The sequence below is a fragment of the Burkholderia sp. S171 genome, from assembly GCF_009766085.1.
Taxonomy (GTDB): Bacteria; Pseudomonadota; Gammaproteobacteria; order Burkholderiales; family Burkholderiaceae; genus Caballeronia.
On record NZ_LMUF01000043.1, the window covers coordinates 263,380 to 281,145 of the forward strand.

The following is a 17,766-nucleotide window of genomic DNA, read 5'->3' on the forward strand; positions in this document are numbered from 1 at the left end:
CCGGCAAGCATCACGCTGCTTTCGATGCTTTCTTGATCGGGGACGCTTTCTTTCTCGCAGGCGGCCGCGCAATCGTTACCCCGGCTTTTTTCGAGGCGGGTTTGGCCACCTTGAGGCGCGGCTTAGCGGACGCGTCTGCTTTTCCTTTTGGCGCAGCTTTTAGTGCCGTTTTCTTCGCCGGCGTTGCAGCGGGTTTTGCCGCAGCACTCGACTTTCGCGCCGGTTTGTCAACGGCCTTTCCGCGGTTGGCCTTAAAAGCCGCAACCCTTGCTTCTCGTTCCTTCGCGAATGCCTTGCTGACCTTGCTTTCAGTGTCGGCGAAAGAGAATGGCTTTTTGCCGCGAGGGACTTGCCACAGTGCGTCTATAGTTTCGCCCGTCTTTCTATACACCAATGCGACGGCCGGCTCTGCGCCTTCCGGCAGGCCGCCCCAGCGCAAAGCCCATGCGCGGATCGCGAGCAGGACGCCGTCCAGTTCCTTGCCTTTCTGGGTTGCGTAGTATTCGAACCGGTTCGAGTGCGAGCTGTACTGCCTGCGCTCGATGACTTCGTCTTCCTCCAGGCGTTTCAGCCGCATGGAGAGCAGGTTCGAGGACATGCCGGTCTGCACCTGGATGTCTTCGAAACGCCGGACGCCCATGCTGATTTCCCGCATGATCAGCAGTGTCCATCGATCCCCGAAGACGGACAGTCCGCGTGCAATATCGCAAACACTCTCTGACGTTGCATCCCAGCTCATGTCGTTTCCCTTCCCGATGATTCGCGTCGTCTACTTGGCATCGTCGCTATCACTATAGCCTTGAAGCGGTCTGCAGCTTTTTGACCGCGATGCTGAGTAGCTGCCTAATTTGAAGGCAGCTGAAAAATAGCTGCTATCCACACATATTATAGCTTATCGTCAAGGCGTGTCGGGCGTACCTAAAGGGCGCGCTGTGGTCTCAGGCAGGCGCCATCGGCGCTTGTCATGACGCGCTGGTTTAAGTTTTTTGGGGGGCGCAGACGCGACGCGAACGAGACGGACCAGCCCTTAGGGCATGTCTCATTCACTGGTTCGAATCTGCCTTTGAAAGACGCTGACCTGAACGGACGATATTCGCCCAATGCGATCGATCGATTGACGAGAATTGAAAGTCTAAGCGGCTGTCGACTAAGCGGCCATCAATCTTTCCGATTCCATCGGACGGCTCGGAAGCGTCATATAAGCCCCAGTTGGGCCCTTGCTGATTCGATCGTTGATCGAGGCAAGCGCGAGTTCATCGAGGAGGTAATCAATGAGCTTGCGCACGCGCACAGGTTCGAGTCGACGCGGCCGGTAAAGAAGATGCACGTCGAGCGATTTCGACGACCATCCGGAAAGGACCGGCAGCAGGTGCGCCTGCTGCGCCAGGAGCGAAGGAACGAGCGCCACTCCCGCACCATGGATTGCCGCCCCAATCAGCGCATCCGCATTGTTGGCCCTCAGCGAACCATTCCTCGGAATGGCAAACCGGCCGGCGCTTGACGCCTCGAATAGCTCAAGCTCCCCGCACGTCGACCGGCTCGCAAGCGCCATGCAGTCTTCGGGATTCAGGTCGCGCGGGTGCTGAGGTATCCCCACGCGCTCGAGGTAGGACTGACTCGCGTACAGCCCGGTCTTCAGCGGCGTCAGCGCGCGTGCTATCAACGTTCCGGGTATGACGCGGTCGACCGAGATAGCCACGTCGGCAAAGTCGCTCAGGGCGTTGGCGTCGCTGTCGTTCGCGTGAAGATCCACGTTGATGCTGGAATTCTCGTTCATGAACATCGCGAGCATACCCCCAAGGCGCTGCAACCCAAACAGCGCGGGCGCGTCGATCCGCACGCAGCCACACGCGTCAGTCGCGTTTTGCTGACCCATGAAAGCCAGTTCTTCGTAGGAGCCGATCACCGCCGTCGCGCGCTCGAAGAAGCACTGTCCAAACGGCGTCAATGACACTTTCCGGGTCGTGCGCACTAACAGGCGCGCTCCCAACTCGGCCTCCAGATCCTGAACCACGCGAGTGGCGATTGACCGGGAGACGTTCAATGCGTCAGCGCCACGTGAAAACCCTTTGTGGTCGACAATGGCTTTAAAAACCTCGAGTGCTTTCAAGCGGTCCATGGCGATTCTCCAAGTTGGTCCGTGTTTGGACCGGATGCGATTTAGACAAAGCGACGTATCTGCGGCGCGTAGCCTGCTTTCGTCCGCTTGTTGCAATCTTGGTGCGCACGACAAAGGACGTCGAGTTAAATGCTATTAATGGTTGTTATTGCGGCTATACACAGCAGCAGGGCAGTGGATGTCATTGCATTTGCGACGCTCTGTCGTGTGTCCCTGGGCCTGTTATCGTTCACGCCAAGGTAACGGTCATTTCACGAAATTTCCGTGAGTCGTGCATATGCATGCGAGTAGCATTCGCTTCGAAGCGATGACGTCAGGCGGACCGCGATATTCAGATTTTATGTGTTCACTTCAAAAAAGTAAGCGAACAACCGAGGAGTCGGCGGGGCTGCCCTGAGCAGCCACTGTTGAGCCGGTTCATGCGCAGCGCGGGAGGCAGACTTCAATAAGCAGAGTGTAAATCCTTTCTTGACAATGTTTTGTTATGGCTTCAATATTTGAAGTGAAAGTTGCGCGCCACACACTGTAGCCTGCTCGACCGCTAGTGAGTCCCGTGCAGTCAGGTAAAAGCTTCACACGGGTTCGCAGGTTTTCGCCGCGTCGCGAACTCGCGAGACCTCCCATGGTGTTGCAAAACGAATTCAGAGGCCTATATGGCAAATCCGACTTATCCTACGAATGTTTCCGCGTTGATTCTCGTCGACGTTCTCAACGACTTCCTGTCGCCGGAAGGCAAGATCAATCCCGGAATCAAGGATCAGATCGAGAAAGTCAACTTGATCGAAAACCTCACCCGGTTGATTGCGGGCGCACGGGCCACCGGCGTTCAGATCGTCTATGCGCCGCACGGATTGCATGAGCATAGCTTCGACGATTTCAAGTACGTCCCGTTGCGGATGCAAAGAGCGATGGAAAACAAGATGTTCTGGGAGGGAGAATTCGGCGCCGATTTTTATGAGCCGTTTCGCCCGCAGAGCGGTGACATCATCATCGGCCGGCACAAGACATTCGACGCCTTCATGGGTACCGACATGGACGCGCAACTCAAGGAGCGCGGCATCGAGAAGGTGATCCTTGCCGGACTGACGTCGCAGACATGCGTTGAAGGTACGGGACGGCACGCTACGGAGGCGGGCTATCACCTGACCTTCCTGAAGGATGCAGTGGCGGAGTTCACCGAAGAGGCTCACAAAGCCGCGCTCGAAATCTCTTACCCGACTTTTGGCCACGAAGTCCTGACCGTGGACGAGTTCCTGGCGGCAGTTCGCAAGTCGGGCGAGTGACTCGCATTGCCGGACGTGCAACGTCCACTAAAAAAAAGCGGCGATGCTTGTTCGAGCAAGCATCGGGTCGAGCTTTATAGCCCGGCATCACTTCCCACCACTCCGGCAATCTGTTCCCGCAACCACCGGTGCGAAGGATCGCGATGTGAACGTTCATGCCAGACCATCGCCATGGTGTAACCGGGAACGTCGACCGGTGCGTTAACCCGTTTCAACGTAGGTCTGTCGGCAATGAGTCTTGAGGGGAGCATCGCCACGAGATCGGTTTCCTCAATAACGGAGATCGCGACTAGAAAATGCGGCACCGAACAAACCACGCGTCGCGACAAGCCGACTGCGTCAAGGACGGCATCAGTCGCACCCTGAAAGCCGCCGCCGCTCGGCGATATGATCGCGTGCTCCATGGAACAGAATTGCTTGATGGTAGGCCGCCGATTCAGTTGCGGGTGCCCAATCCGGCCAACAAGGACGTAGTGTTCGTCGAAGAGTTTTTGCGCCCTCAGCCCTGCGGGTACGGAATCCATGGTCTGCAGGCTCAAATCGATCTCGCCGTCTTCCATACGCTTGGCTATACGTAACGGATTAGTCTCCAGAACGGCCAGCCGGGTTCCGGGAGCGCTTGTCCGAAGGTGTCGAAGCGTGGGAATGAGAACAGCCAGCTCGCCGTAGTCTGCCGCCGCCACTCGCCACGTATTCGTGGCGGATGCAGGGTCGAACGCTTCGTTGGCCATCACGACACGTTTCAGGTGTTCGAGCGCTTCCCGCAGCGGCTCGCGCAGCTCATCGGCTCGAGGGGTGGGCAACATGCCTCTGGGGCCCGGCAGCAACAGGGGATCATCGAACGCTTCGCGCAACTTGCCCAGTTGAATACTGACCGAGGGCTGGGACAGGTTCAGGCGCGTAGCGGCGCGCGTCACGTTACGTTCGCTGAGCAGCACGTCGAGCGTGATCAGGAGATTGAGATCGAGTCGATTGAAATTGTGCACGGCTATACCTGATATTCAGAGAATTCATTTCAGTTATACCAGTCTCGCCTATACGCTACAAAGCACAGTCAACTCAATCAGGGTATATATGAACGTCCTTATCGTCTACGCGCACCCCGAACCGACCTCGCTCAATGGCTCGCTGCTGGACTTCATGGTCAAGCGCTTCGAAAGTGCGGGACATACGGTGCAGGTTTCGGATCTTTACGCCATGAAGTGGAAGCCTACGCTCGACGCCGATGATTTCCTGAATCGCGAGCCTGGAGCGCCCTTCGACGCGATGCACGATTCCAAGCGTGCCTATGCAGCCGGTCAACAGACAGAGGACATTACACGCGAACAGGAGAAGCTTGTCTGGGCCGATGCAGTGGTCATGCAGTTCCCGTTGTACTGGTATTCCATGCCGGCAATCTTGAAGGGCTGGGTCGAGCGCGTCTACGCCTATACGTTTGCGTACGGCATTGGCGAACACTCGGACAAGCGCTGGGGCGATCGTTTTGGTGAAGGGAAGATGACCGGCAAGCGGGCGATGTTGCTCGTGACGGCTGGTGGCTGGGAGTCCCACTACAGTCCGCGCGGAGTAAATGGACCCATGGATGACCTGCTGTTTCCCATCCAGCACGGCATTCTTTACTATCCGGGCTTCGATGTGCTCCCGCCATTCGTCGCCTACAAAATTGGTCTTGGGCGCGTGGACGTTGATCTGTATACGTCGTTGACCGAGTCACTGGGAAAACGAATCGATGAGTTCTGGACGGCCGAGCTAATTGCGTTTCGACCGCAGAACGGCGGCGATTACGACATTCCCGCATTGACGCTGCGCCCGGAGATCGCACCGGGACAGGTCGGATTCGCCGCCCATCGATCCGGCACGACGTCCTGAAGCAGTGACTGGGGAAGGCAAGTTGAGCGCAATGGAGGATGCGCTCAGTCGTCAAACTTTCTCCACTCATGCGGCCCGGCGACATTCCGCCGACGTGACTCTTTTTCGCTGACGGGCTGCGGAGGAAAGGCTTCGGCGCCCACCATCCAGCGGGCGGTGGTACGGGCTATCCGGCGGCCAAAGCGCTCCGCGGTCAGAAGGTCGCCGGGGTGCGGCGCGTTGTCGGGGGTACCGTCGCCAAAGCTTTGTGCGATAAGACCAAGCCATGCCCCATTGACGTTGACGTCCGTGTATTGGCTGGCTGAATAGTTGCCGCCCGGCTGATCGCCTACACCGACCCAGACCATACTCATCTGGGCCGCGAAAATGGCCATCTGTTCGAGCGCGATCAGCTTGTCGCCTGAGCGCGATGCAGAGTTGGTAAAGCCGGCAGCGATCTTGTCCTTCCACACTTGATCAAGCCAGGGAGTGAAGCCGGTTTCGAGGAACAACTTGAACAGTCTATGGGCGGATCCCATGTAGGTAGGCGCACCAAACACGATGGCGTCGGCTTTAGCCAGGCGCGCCATGATGTCGTCGTCGTGCCAGCGGCCATCGGGTTTCAACTGACTGGCCGTGATCTCGATCAGTTCGGCCCTGGCGCCCGGGAAAGAGTCGACGCCTTGCCTGATGTGCTCGGCTACGGTACGGGTATGTCCGTGACCCGACGAATAGACTATGGCGATACTGGTCATCCTTTCTCCCTGCTGTTGGTGTTGAAGACGGAATGTCGTTTTAGCTCAAGGCGGTTTTGCTCAAGACCTTGCTGATAGGCAGCATAAGGCCGGAGGACCGGTCGGATGAAATTCAAACTTTATGGTGCGGGTATCATCGACATGGATGACAAGAGGCTCGACTTAAATCTGCTCCTGGCCCTCGAAGCGCTGCTTGCCGAGTTGAACGTCACGCGTGCGGCCAGACGACTCAACCTGAGTCAACCCGCGTTGAGCGCTCAACTGTCGCGACTTCGAACGATCTTCGGTGACCAGCTCCTGATCCCGACTTCGAGGGGCATGCTCCCCACCGCGATGGCCGCTGATCTCGAGACGCCGTTACGCCTGGCGCTCGACCAGGCGCGCGCCCTGATTAGTCGCGCTCATGCGTTCGATCCGGCAAGCGCAAACCTGACCTTCTCGATCTCGGCCAGCGACTACATGCAGGTTGCCATCCTGCTTCCCTTCCTGTTGCAACTGAATAGCAGGGCGCCCGGGCTGCGCGTCATGATGAGGCTAGGGGACATCCGGGTAGCCGCAGCCGAGCTTGAACGAGGTGACATCGACGTAGCGTTCGTGCAGTCCGGAGACGTGGAAGGGCGCGACCTGCGAAACGTCGATGTACTGAGCGAACGGTACATCGGCATCGCGCGCAAGAATACGGTGCGCGACGGCGTCATGCCGATTGACCGGTTCATGGCCGCGCGACACATCATCGTGTCGCCACGTGCAGAGGGGTTCGCCGGACCGACAGATGACGCACTAGCCTCCCTGGGTCTTACCCGGCAAGTTGCGTTTGCGGTCTCATCCTTCGTTTTCCTGATCGAGGCTGTATCCAGGTCTGATCTGGTCGCACTTGCGCCGGAGCGGCTGGTAGCGCGCTATTCGGATCGGGTCGATACATTCGAGCCACCCATTCCGGTTGCTGGTTTCAAGATTGCCATGGTCTGGCATGACCGCACACACGCCCATCCCGCCAGAGTATGGTTCCGGGATCAGATCCAGGCGTTTTGCGAGGAAAACCAGGCACTCCCTTCCAACGGTTTCGAATAGTGGCTTCTAAAATGAAAGCTATCCATGAAACTGATAGGAGGCGAGAGATTTTTCGATTTCCGGTAACACCCTGTTCGACGTTAAGCTGGTCACCCTACTAACGACGAACCTCGACTGAGGAAGGAGCTGGCCATGGAATCCGCAAAGCAGGTCATCGTGGATCATTTTGGCGGCCCGGACGTCTTGAAAGTGGTTGATGCAGTCATTCCGTCTCCGGGCCATGGACAACTTCTCGTTCGCGTCGAGGCGGCAGGCGTTCTTTATGGCGATATCATGCGTCGTACTGACCGATATCTGACGCCGACGTCCTTGCCTTACGCACCCGGCACCGAAGTGGCCGGAACAGTTGCCGCGATGGGGCCAGGCGTTTCCACCGCTGCCGTAGGCGATCGGGTCCTGTGCCGGGTCGCCTCGCACGGGTACTCGCAATACACGCTGGCCGACGCCACCTCAGCCCTTGCGTTGCCCGACTCGATCGAGTTTGGGGAGGCGACCGGGTTGCTTGCGCAAGGCTTGACGGCTTACCTGTTGACCCACGATGCTGCGAACCTGAACGGCAAGTCGGTGTTTATCGAGGCGGCGTCCGGAGGCGTGGGAATGCAGATGGTCCAGATGGCCCGTGCGCAGGGTGCGACGTTTATCGCAGGGTCAGCGAGCTCGGAGGAGAAGCGCGAACTGGCTCGCCGCAATGGTGTGGATCTGATGGTGAGTTCGGTGACCCCGGGATGGTCGCACGAGGTGCTCGAGGCTACGCATGGTCTGGGTCTCGATGTCGCTTACGAGTCATCCGGCGCGATGTTTTCCGAGTTGCTCAAATGCCTGGCGCCGTTCGGCACGCTGGTCAAGTTCGGGCGCGGGGTCAATGAAAATCAGACTTTCGATCCGTCTCATCTGCTTGGTAAAAATCAGTCGCTGCGCGGCTTTTATCTTCCTGGCTACTTCGACCAGGCCCATCTGCCGATGATCGATGTGGCGAGCCAGGCGCTGATCGATTCGGTGCTCCGTGGTGAACTCAAAGTGCGGGTGGGTCACCGCTTTGCGCTCAATGAGGCGGCGCTTGCACACCATGCAATCGAAGGGCGCCTGACTACGGGGAAAGTGGTCCTGGAGCCGTGGCGGCTGGCGGAGTAATGGCTTCCTCGTCCGGGTATCCGCGCCGTGGCGCTGTTGTCGTCATGGCCGCAGGATGTGGAATCACAGTGGGAAATGTGTACATTTGCCAACCGCTGTTACCGGCAATGGCGGTCACATTCCACGCAACGCCCGGTGCTGCTGCACTGGTGGCAACGGCGGCCCAGATCGGTTACGCCATAGGCATTCTCCTTGTCATTCCCATGGCGGATCGCGCGGACCCGCGCAAGCTGATTCGGATACTGCTTGGCCTGACGTGCTTGATGCTCGTCTGCGCGGGGTTGAGCCCTTCGATAAACGGGCTGGCGTTGTTGACACTGCTAGTGTCCACGGTGACCGTGATTCCGCAGATCTTGATTCCGATCGCCGTATCGAGTGCGGCCGATGGCCAGTCGGGACGGGTTATCGGCGCGATGCAGACGGGACTCGTCCTCGGAATATTGCTTTCCCGCGCAGTCTCGGGCGCAATAGCGCAATTGAGCGGCACATGGCGAGCGTCTTATTTCTTTAGCGCGGCGCTGAGTGCTGTCCTGTTCCTAACGCTGCCTATGTATCTTCCCGAGCGCCGACCCGCAGACGCGGCAGGGGATGTGTCATATCGGTCATTGCTGGCTTCGCTTCCCGGACTCCTAATCAAGTGGCGCGATCTGCAACTATCCGCTGTTCTGGGCGCGACCGTGTTCGGGGCGTTCTCTGCGTTTTGGGCCACACTCGCTTTTCATCTTGCACTCCCGCCGTTTAACCTTGGGAGTGCGCAAGCAGGCTTGTTTGGGCTGTATGGTGCGGCAGGCGCGATTCTCGCACCCGTTTGCGGGCGTCTCGCGGATAAGTATGGCTCGACAACGGTCAACACAATCTCGATTGCCATGGCCGCGATTGCGTTCGCGGTGTTTTTCGTCGCTGGCGATGCGTCGGTTCTAGCCATTGTGATCGGCGTCAATCTTCTGGATTTTGGCGTGCAGTCCGGCCAGATCGCGAATCAGGCCAGAATCTTCAAGCTCGACGGCACCGCAAGAGCGCGCCTCAACACGGTCTATATGGTGTTCACTTTTGGTGGTGGCGCACTGGGGTCGACTCTGGGTTCATGGGCCTGGACCTTCGCGGGATGGCGCGGTGTCTGTTGGGCCGGCCTGAGCCTCTTGGCCGTCGGTGCGCTATTCATGTTGACGCGGGGATTGTCGAGAGTTCGGGTCATCGAAGCACACCAGTAGGGACTTTCTTATCGGCAGCGTAGGTCCCTTAATTGAATTGACCGTTGGCACGCAGGCAAGCAGTGCGCACAACGAATTATCTTGATGACGCAATACGATGACTCAACACTATGCTCTCGCATTCGGCCCGTTTACACTTGACTTCCCGCAGCGGACTCTCTCGCGCGATGGTGTGGAGATCAAGCTGGGTAGCCGTGCGCTCGACATTCTGGTCGCGCTGGCAGAAGCGCTTGGCGAGCTCGTCAGCAATCAGGCGCTGGTGGCGAAGGTGTGGCCTAACACGGTAGTCGACGAAGGGTCGTTGCGGGTGCACATGTCTGCGCTGCGCAAGGCGCTGGATGATGGCCGCGATGGCGCGCGTCTCATCGTCAACGAAATGGGGCGTGGTTATCGGCTGGCGGTGGCGGTTGAAAGACAGACCGTCTTCGCGCGCGGCGAATCGTTCGCCAGGCCGCCGGCCGCCAGGTCAACTCTGCCAATTCTGGTCGGGCGCATCGTAGGGCGTGATGCCGTGATCGACGGCCTGTGCGCGTCACTGGCGGAGCGTCGCCTGATGACCGTTGCGGGCTCGGGCGGCATCGGTAAAACGACCGTGGCACTCGGGATCGCGCATCGTTTCGAGGCCACCACCTCGGCGCGCGCATTCTTCGTCGATTTCGCGCCAGTGACCAATCCGGCGAGCGCGGCCAGCACCATTGCGTTGGCCTTGGGCGCTCCGGTGTCGACCGATGACCCGATACCCCACCTCATCGCGGCAATAGGCAACGAACCGACCCTCATGGTGCTGGATAATTGCGAGCATCTGGTGGACACCATCACCACGCTCGTCGAACGCCTGTTGCGAGGCGCGAGCGGGTTGCGCCTGCTCGTCACGAGCCGCGAGCCGCTTCGCGCCGAGGGGGAGTGGGTGCACCGGCTCGCGCCGCTGGCGATTCCGGGCGATCAGTCGAGCCTGAAGATTGCCGACGCGATGTCGTTTCCTGCGGTCGCGCTTTTTGTCGAACGCGCGGTGGCGGCGCATGACGCGTTTCAACTGTCGGACGCCAACGTAACCGCAGTCTGCGATATCTGCCGCCAGCTCGACGGCATTCCGCTCGCGATCGAGATGGCTGCGGCACGCATTGCATCGATGGATGCCCATACCCTCGCAAGCCGGCTGGTCGATCGTTTCGCGCTGCTCACGCGTGGCCGCAGGAGTGCTTTGCCGCGTCAGCAAACCCTGCGCGCGATGCTGGACTGGAGTTATGCGTTGCTGGAGCCCAGCACCCAGAGCATCCTGAACCGGCTGTCCTTGTTTCGTTCGTCGTTCAATATCGACGCAGCGGTCGCTGTTGCAACGGATGCGGATATCGACAACGTCATGGTGCTCGATGCCGCAGCCGACCTGGTCGCCAAGTCCCTGCTCGTGAGTGACTCAGACCAGGGTGCAACGAGCTATCGGCTGCTCGAAACCACCCGGCATTATGCGTTTGACAAGCTATCCGCGGGTAACCAACGGAGCGCGGTACAAAGGCGGCATGCGCTATACGTCTGCTCGCTCTTCGTTGACCCTGGCCCTGCGTGGGAAGGCAGTGCACGCCGCGAGTCAACCGTGCTTCACCGCGCAACGATTAACGACGTGCGCGCGGCTTTCGACTGGGCAGCGTCATTGGAGGGAGACCCTGCAATCGCGGTCAGGATTGCGGCGTTGACGTCCCCGCTCTGGTTCCAGTTGTCGCTGCCCTATGAGTTCATGCGACTCGCTGAGCGCGGAATCGAGGCCGTTGTGCGTGCGGGTTTGACCGGCTCGGTTGATCACGTGCAACTGCAGATTGCCTACGGACACGCGGTATGGCACACACGCGGTCCGATCCAGGCCATGGCGGACGCATTTGGCGAAGGGCTGGTGCACTCGAGAGCGCTAAACGAGCCGGAGATCATCATGCGTTGCATGTGGGGCATGTGGTCACAAAAGCTTCAAAGTGGCCAGTATGCGCAGAGCCTTGAGATCACTCTGGCTTATCAGCAGATGGCAGCGGTTTCATTGCAGTTATCGACTACGCAGACGGCAAAGCACACACTTGCCTTGTCGCTGGAACGTCTCGGACACTTTGACAAATCGTTCGATCTGATGGAAGACGTGCTGATGGTCGACAGTGCGAATGCGGTGCGGGCGGGCCATGCCAATGCAGCGCAAATGGACGGGCGCATCGCGGCGTGGACGGTAAAAATGCGCCTCTTGTGGCTCCAGGGACGCAGCGTCGAAGCGCTTGGGTTGGCCAGGAACGCGGTAGAGGAGTCGCTGGCCGTCGGACATGATCTCTCAATCTGCTTCTGCCTGACAATGGGCGCCCTGCCGGTTGCCCTATGGTGTGGAGACCGAGGCTTCGGCCTCGAATTACTCGATATATTGCGGAGCCGCACCCGCAAAAATGGTTTGCGGTTTTGGGACACATGGGCCGATGGCTTTGAGGCCATCATGCACGGCACGCCATTTGACGCACGGGAGGCGACGGTCTACCAAATGGAAATTTTCGCCACCTGCGGCGAGAAATCGTCGATAGCGGCACTGGATAAGTTGGGGCGGGCAGAGGAGCCGGTCTGGTGCCGCGCCGAATTGCTGAGGCGCGAAGCCATGCTGGCCTGCGACCATGATGCAGATTTTGAAGCGATGTTGCTGCTCGCACTCAAGGTGGCGGCTGAGCAGAACGCCCATGCGTGGTCGCTGCGTGCTGCCACGACACTGGCTTCGCTGAAGCGGCGCAAGGGGGAAGTCGATGCAGCCAGGGCCATTCTTGCCGATGTGCGCGAGGTGTTCAGTGACGATGACAACACTGCAGATCAACAGGCAGCGGACGCGTTACTGCACCTGCTTTCATGCGAGTGACTGCGAATAACAAGGACTAGCCGGATACGGTCCGTCGCATTAACAACCATTTGCAAAGCTTAACTTACCCGTGACGCTAGTCTTGATGACAATGAAGCCTTGATGCGCAATCACTCCGCTCGCCGCAAGCCGGCAGATGTCGGCGGGGCGGTGAGCGCTGGTCCACGCAAGCTTAGGCAAAACCATCATGACGACGCACGAAGCGAAACCGTTTTCAAAATCGGGCAGCCCTCACCCCTTGCTATCGCCGTCATCGGCACATCCCATCCTTGACGCGGACGTGCAAAGCTTTGTCGACGCTCAGACCGATTCCGACGATGAGTCCTTTTATCTTCGAGAACCTGCAGCTGCCCGAGAGGCGTTCGGAAAACTGCAGGGCAAGTCCAGGCGCGAATTTGCCGTCAGCGTGGATGACCTGGTCCTCCCCATAGGACCTAGCGGGTCAGTGGCTGTGCGCATCGCACGTCCTTCCGGCGCCACGCGGGCTCTGCCGATCGTCATGTACTTTCACGGTGGTGGATGGATCGCCGGAGACCGTCATACGCATGACAGGCTGATTCGCGAGATAGCCATCACAGCGAATGTTGCCGTGGTGTTTGTCGACTATAGCCATTCACCCGATGCGGTGTTTCCTTGCCAGAACGAAGAGGCCTATGCGGCCCTGATTTATGTCGTGGCGAATGCCGCTGCTTTGGGACTTGACCCAGAGCCGTTGGCGTTGGCGGGGGACGGCGCGGGGGGGAACATGGTGGCGGCGGTCGCGATTCTGGCGAAGCGCAGGCGGGCTCCAGCCATTGCGCTTCAGGTCATGTTCTACCCGGTGATGTCGGCGAGTACGGACAGCAGTTCATATCACGAGTTCGAGAACGGGCCGTGGATCACCGCGCTAACCATGCAGAGCCTGGTTAGCGCGCAATTCCCGTTGGACTCGCAAGCCGATTTCAGCGCGCTGCCCTTAAATGCGAACTTCACCGAACTGGAAGGTCTTCCCGCCGCACTTGTGATTACCGCCGAGAACGATCTGGTTCGTGATCAAGGGGAACACTATGCAAAAAAGCTCATGCAGGCAGGGGTGGAAGTGACAGCGACGCGCTATCTCGGGACCATCCACGATTTCATCTGCCTCGATGATCTGGCGCATACACCTCCTTCGCGGGCCGCATTGATGCAGGCCTGTTCGGCACTGCGTGACAGGCTCCATTCAAAGCCAGCGTGAGACGGGTTCAGGCTGGCTCGCACATGCGGGAAGACTGAAAATTTCCTTGGCTGTTTGTAACGTCAATTATTGAAGTAAAAATAAGAAATTTGATTATGTTGCGCGTCCGGTAGGCCGTTACGCGATGTTTCGGCCGACCTCTTTAACTTGCACCTTCGGAAACTAAAATGAAAGTCCTCTTTATCATTACCAGCTCAAAGCGGGGCACGTGGCTCGCTGAGGTCGTACGCCCTTACTGGCATCTTTCGGAGCGCGGCAGCGAGATCCATTTCGCCAGCCCAGCCGGTGGAAAAATCGTCTGGGACCGGCTTAGCGACCCCTTTACAGAGGGCTCGTTCGAGGCCAACGACCTCCCGAGCAAAGGCTTCTTATCCGATAAGGCGCTTGTCGCACGGCTTGAGACAACGATGGCGCTCGAGGCGGTCAAACCGGAGGACTACGACGCGGTGCATGTAGCGGGTGGAACCGGCGCGGCCGAAGATCTATTCCCCAACGAGCAAATGGCGAGAATCCTCGATCACTTCTGGGCGGCCGGCAAGGTCATCGGAACCATCTGTCACGGCTCGATAGCACTGGCGAACAACCCGGCTCGTGTTACTGGACGGCAGGCAACCGGTTTTACGCTGAAGGAGGACATCGAAGCCGAGGCGCTGTATGGGCCGCAGTTCGTGCCCGTCTATCCACAGCCGGCGATGGAAAAGGTCGGTATCGACTTCGTGCATGTTGGACAGCAAGGCGTTCGGGTCGTTGTAGACGGAAAATTGGTGACCGGACAGAACCAGCAATCGGCATCGGAGTACTCGCTCCAGTTCAATCACGTGTTGTTTGGCCAGAACCCGGTGATCACTGTTTAGACTGATGGATCCGTCACTTCCGGCATGACGCCTGGTTGCGTCTTAGCCGGAAGTTGGTCTCTAATGTCCTAAATAGAGACTAGATGCCTTGCACGATCACGCAACGGTACTCTGCCCCCTGAAGCGATGTTCGCGAGCCTCCTGATACGCCGGGCTCGTACCATGCGCTCGCCTCCTCGAATGTCGGAAACTCGATGATCACCATGCCTTCGATCTCCGCCCCTTCCAGCACTTTGTGCTTACCGTAAATCGCCCTCGGTTTCATGCCGAAAGTGCCAAGCGTCGGCTTAACTTTGACGTCGTACACGTCTAGCTCTTCCTGGTTGGTTGTCTTGTCCCGCGTGAATACGATATAGGCGCTCATTCGGTTGTCTCGGTTAGTTCGGGAAGAGGCTTGAACGCTTTGCGGATCTAGCCCAGGGGAACTTCACGCCGATGCCATGAGAAGAACGATCCTGCCGAAGTGCAGCGCGGGATCTACATAGGCTGGAATGATTTACTTCAAATTGTGAAGCTACATGAGCAATGCGTCAAGGCAGCCGTTAAATCCTGTTTCCCCGTGACATTGATAAGTGCCGCGTTTTGCCCGCGTTACGCAGGGAAATGACGATCGTAAGGATCCGGCGATTCCGACAGGAAAATGAAGGCTGCAGGGCTAAAACAGCCAAAGCGGATTGGTCGGGCAACTCCTCGCCCGACATTTTCAGCTCAGGCCGGTCCTGCCAGATTTTATTTTTTCCACTTGCAGACTTTGTTTTTGAATGCGAGCATCAAATCTATACATGTAAAGACAAGTATGTATCACCGGTGACTCAGGGTTTCTTCGAGGGTGACTTTCTTGATGCAGACAATTTTGGCAATCGATGTCCGGTTGCGCGTGCGCGCTCAGCTCGACGGCACCCATCCCGTAGGGGAGGATCACTATGATTTTCTTTGAGAACGTGTCCAAGCGGTACGGTGACGGCGCGGCCGCGGTCGACGGGCTGACGTTTTCAGCGCCGACGGGAAAATTGACGGTGCTCGTTGGACCATCCGGGTGTGGGAAGACGACCTCGCTGCGGATGGTGAACCGCCTGATCCGGCCGTCGTCGGGTTCGATCAGCGTGGGTGGGGAATCCACGGCGAACATGGACGACTCAATGCTTCGCCGCAAGATCGGCTATGTAATCCAGCATGCAGGTCTCTTTCCGCATCGAACGATTGTGGACAACATCGCGACCACGGCCCGGCTCAATGGCAAGAGCAGGAGGGAGGCGCACGTTGCCGCTCAGGGGTTGATGGAGCGTGTTGGATTGCCTCCTTCATTTGCAAAACGCTACCCGTGGCAGCTCTCCGGAGGCCAGCAGCAGCGCGTCGGTGTCGCGCGGGCCCTGGCATCCAATCCGCAGTTCATGCTGATGGACGAGCCGTTCAGCGCCGTTGATCCCGTCGTGCGGACCCAGCTGCAGGATGAGTTCCTACGGCTCCAGAGGGAACTGGGCAAGACCATCATCATGGTTACGCATGACATTGACGAAGCGCTCAAGCTGGGCGATCTGGTAGCAGTTTTGCGCACGGGCGGCCGGCTCGCGCAGCTTGCTTCGCCGCAAGAACTGCTCAAGCGGCCAGCCGATGCATTTGTCGCGGACTTCATTGGGCGGGACCGGGGTTACCGATTCCTGGGTTTTGCGCCTATCGCGGGTGATCTGGTCATTGACGCAGAACCAACGGTCTTCCTCGGCGAGAGTGCCGAAGCCGCACGGCGAGCGACGCGCGAGCGCTGGCTGCTGGTGCTCGACGAACGCAAACGGCCAGCAGGCTGGGTGGAACCGTCCAGCTTGCGTGAGCCGGTTCGCATGGAAGACCTTAACCTGAGCGGGACAATAGCGCCCGTGGATGGCTCCTTGCGGCAACTACTTGACGCGGTGCTGAGCTCGCCCAGTCGTCGCGGCCCGGTTGTCAGCGCTGTGGGTGCTTTGCTGGGGACCGTGACAGCAAATCAGGTCATGGGTGCGCTCGACGAACGCTCGGCTGACGAGCTCAGGAGATCCGCATGAATGTTGACTGGCTATTGCGTGAGGCAGGGAGCATAGCGAGCCTCTTTGCCTGGCATCTTGGGCTATCGGTCGTACCGGTATTGATCGGACTGGCGCTTGCTTTGCCGCTTGGATGGCTGGCGCGCAGCAGCGGTCCTCTAAGGTCCATTGTGCTGGGCGCGGCGGGTTTGCTTTACACGATCCCGTCGCTTGCGCTCTTTGTCTTGCTGCCGGCTGTGCTCGGCACCCGGATTCTCGACACCATCAACGTGGTGGTCGCGCTCACTATCTATACGCTGGCGCTGCTGGTCCGCACAGTCGACGATGGTCTTGGCTCCGTGCCGGCGGACACCTTGCAAGCCGCCCGGGCGATGGGTTATCGGCCACTTCAGAGGTTGCTTGCGGTCGAGTTGCCTGTCGCGGTGCCGGTGATCGCCGCCGGACTTCGCGTCGCGGTGGTGTCGAACGTCAGCATTGTGTCGGTCGCAGCGCTCGTTGGCATGCCGCAACTTGGACTGTTGTTCACGCAAGGGCTGCAACTGCATTTCCTGACGCCGATCATCGCAGGGATTGTCCTTTGTATCGGGCTTGCCGCGGCGCTGGACTCGATCGTTATCCTCACCGGCCGTTGGCTCACGCCGTGGCAACCCAGGGAGGTGCGGTCATGATCGACTGGCTTCTGGACCCGTCACACTGGACCGGAGACGACGGTGTGATGGCGTTGATCGCCCAGCATCTGGCTTATACAGGTGCGGCATTGCTGATCGCAATGGTGATCGGCTTACCAATTGGGCTCTACGTGGGCCACACGCGGCGCGGCACGGTTCTCGTCGCAGGATTTGCCAACGCGCTTCGGGCGTTGCCGACGCTCGGCCTGATTGTCTTGCTCGTGATCTTGTTTGGACCGGTCTTTGCATCGGACCTCGCGTTTATCGTACCCAGCCTGATTGTGCTGATCGTGCTCGCGGTTCCGCCCATAGTGACAGCGGCCTATGCCGGCGTGCTGGCGGTCGACCCAGCCGTCGTCGATGCAGCGAGAGGCATGGGCTATCGTCCCATGAAGATCCTCTTTAGCGTGGAGGTGCCTTGCGCGTTGCCGCTGATTCTTTCCGGCGTGCGCAGCGCAACCCTGCAGGCAGTCTCGACCGCGACCATTGCAGCATATGCGTCGCTTGGCGGTCTCGGCCGCCTCATCATAGACGGCCGCGCGCAAAACGATTACGCGCAGATGGCTGCAGGGGCGGTCCTGGTGGGAGTGCTCGCACTGGTGATCGATCTTGCAATGGGTCTTCTTTCGGTCGTTGTAGTGTCACCTGGAATTAACCGGCGAGTGAGCCGGAGATCACACGCGTGAGTTCTATTTTAGAAGTTTAGTTAGTCATCCTTCCCGAAAAGGG

At 58.8% G+C, this 17,766-nt stretch carries 16 protein-coding genes; 11 read left to right on the top strand and 5 right to left on the bottom strand.

Annotated elements, in window-relative coordinates; translation table 11 throughout:
• Nucleotides 1-10: 10 nt before the first annotated feature.
• Nucleotides 11-739, bottom strand: a complete 729-nt coding sequence (locus GSQ93_RS24415; RefSeq protein ID WP_158938201.1) for a helix-turn-helix domain-containing protein — start codon at nucleotides 737-739, stop codon at nucleotides 11-13.
• 408 nt (nucleotides 740-1,147) lie between these two features.
• Nucleotides 1,148-2,119: a LysR family transcriptional regulator gene (locus GSQ93_RS24420; RefSeq protein ID WP_158938202.1), complete on the bottom strand. Its 972-nt coding sequence runs from the start codon at nucleotides 2,117-2,119 to the stop codon at nucleotides 1,148-1,150.
• Between the two features lie 653 nt (nucleotides 2,120-2,772).
• Here GSQ93_RS24420 and GSQ93_RS24425 point away from each other — a divergent pair.
• On the top strand, nucleotides 2,773-3,402 hold the full coding sequence (locus tag GSQ93_RS24425) for an isochorismatase family cysteine hydrolase (RefSeq protein ID WP_158938203.1): 630 nt from the start codon (nucleotides 2,773-2,775) through the stop codon (nucleotides 3,400-3,402).
• A gap of 74 nt (nucleotides 3,403-3,476) precedes the next feature.
• On the opposite strand, the gene GSQ93_RS24430 is transcribed toward GSQ93_RS24425, so the two are convergent.
• A complete protein-coding gene (locus GSQ93_RS24430; protein WP_158938204.1) occupies nucleotides 3,477-4,388 on the bottom strand; it encodes a LysR family transcriptional regulator in 912 nt (303 codons plus the stop codon).
• Nucleotides 4,389-4,476: 88 nt separating this feature from the next.
• Between GSQ93_RS24430 and GSQ93_RS24435 the strand changes: the two genes are divergently transcribed.
• Nucleotides 4,477-5,271, top strand: a complete 795-nt coding sequence (locus GSQ93_RS24435) for an NAD(P)H-dependent oxidoreductase (protein ID WP_158938205.1) — start codon at nucleotides 4,477-4,479, stop codon at nucleotides 5,269-5,271.
• Between the two features lie 44 nt (nucleotides 5,272-5,315).
• Here GSQ93_RS24435 and GSQ93_RS24440 read toward each other — a convergent pair whose 3' ends face one another.
• Nucleotides 5,316-6,005 carry a flavodoxin family protein gene (locus GSQ93_RS24440; protein ID WP_158938206.1) on the bottom strand — a complete coding sequence of 230 codons (690 nt, stop codon included), beginning with the start codon at nucleotides 6,003-6,005 and terminating at the stop codon, nucleotides 5,316-5,318.
• Nucleotides 6,006-6,110: 105 nt separating this feature from the next.
• Here GSQ93_RS24440 and GSQ93_RS24445 point away from each other — a divergent pair, with 105 nt between their 5' ends.
• The 6 genes from GSQ93_RS24445 (at nucleotide 6,111) to GSQ93_RS24470 (ending at nucleotide 14,354) form a co-directional block, all read left to right on the top strand.
• Complete coding sequence (locus GSQ93_RS24445) at nucleotides 6,111-7,076, top strand: LysR family transcriptional regulator (protein ID WP_216857664.1); 966 nt, start codon at nucleotides 6,111-6,113, stop codon at nucleotides 7,074-7,076.
• 132 nt (nucleotides 7,077-7,208) lie between these two features.
• Nucleotides 7,209-8,207 (top strand): zinc-binding dehydrogenase, encoded by a 999-nt coding sequence (locus GSQ93_RS24450; RefSeq protein WP_158938207.1) that lies wholly within the window; start codon nucleotides 7,209-7,211, stop codon nucleotides 8,205-8,207.
• A complete protein-coding gene (locus tag GSQ93_RS24455; protein WP_158938208.1) occupies nucleotides 8,207-9,418 on the top strand; it encodes an MFS transporter in 1,212 nt (403 codons plus the stop codon). The genes GSQ93_RS24450 and GSQ93_RS24455 overlap by 1 nt, the downstream gene beginning before the upstream one ends.
• Nucleotides 9,419-9,515: 97 nt before the next feature.
• Nucleotides 9,516-12,284 carry a winged helix-turn-helix domain-containing protein gene (locus GSQ93_RS24460; RefSeq protein WP_158938209.1) on the top strand — a complete coding sequence of 923 codons (2,769 nt, stop codon included), beginning with the start codon at nucleotides 9,516-9,518 and terminating at the stop codon, nucleotides 12,282-12,284.
• 187 nt (nucleotides 12,285-12,471) lie between these two features.
• The gene (locus GSQ93_RS24465) at nucleotides 12,472-13,500 is read left to right on the top strand and encodes an alpha/beta hydrolase (RefSeq protein WP_158938210.1); all 1,029 of its coding nucleotides are present in this window, start codon (nucleotides 12,472-12,474) and stop codon (nucleotides 13,498-13,500) included.
• Between the two features lie 167 nt (nucleotides 13,501-13,667).
• The gene (locus tag GSQ93_RS24470) at nucleotides 13,668-14,354 is read left to right on the top strand and encodes a DJ-1/PfpI family protein (protein WP_158938211.1); all 687 of its coding nucleotides are present in this window, start codon (nucleotides 13,668-13,670) and stop codon (nucleotides 14,352-14,354) included.
• Between the two features lie 79 nt (nucleotides 14,355-14,433).
• Here GSQ93_RS24470 and GSQ93_RS24475 read toward each other — a convergent pair whose 3' ends face one another.
• Nucleotides 14,434-14,718 carry a DUF1330 domain-containing protein gene (locus GSQ93_RS24475; protein WP_158938212.1) on the bottom strand — a complete coding sequence of 95 codons (285 nt, stop codon included), beginning with the start codon at nucleotides 14,716-14,718 and terminating at the stop codon, nucleotides 14,434-14,436.
• A gap of 559 nt (nucleotides 14,719-15,277) precedes the next feature.
• Here GSQ93_RS24475 and GSQ93_RS24480 point away from each other — a divergent pair.
• From GSQ93_RS24480 to GSQ93_RS24490, 3 genes are read left to right on the top strand one after another with little or no spacing between them, the layout of a single operon-like run.
• Complete coding sequence (locus GSQ93_RS24480) at nucleotides 15,278-16,390, top strand: ABC transporter ATP-binding protein (RefSeq protein WP_158938213.1); 1,113 nt, start codon at nucleotides 15,278-15,280, stop codon at nucleotides 16,388-16,390.
• Nucleotides 16,387-17,037, top strand: a complete 651-nt coding sequence (locus GSQ93_RS24485) for an ABC transporter permease (RefSeq protein WP_158938214.1) — start codon at nucleotides 16,387-16,389, stop codon at nucleotides 17,035-17,037. The genes GSQ93_RS24480 and GSQ93_RS24485 overlap by 4 nt, the downstream gene beginning before the upstream one ends.
• Nucleotides 17,034-17,723, top strand: a complete 690-nt coding sequence (locus GSQ93_RS24490; protein ID WP_158938215.1) for an ABC transporter permease — start codon at nucleotides 17,034-17,036, stop codon at nucleotides 17,721-17,723. The genes GSQ93_RS24485 and GSQ93_RS24490 overlap by 4 nt, the downstream gene beginning before the upstream one ends.
• Nucleotides 17,724-17,766: the final 43 nt, after the last annotated feature.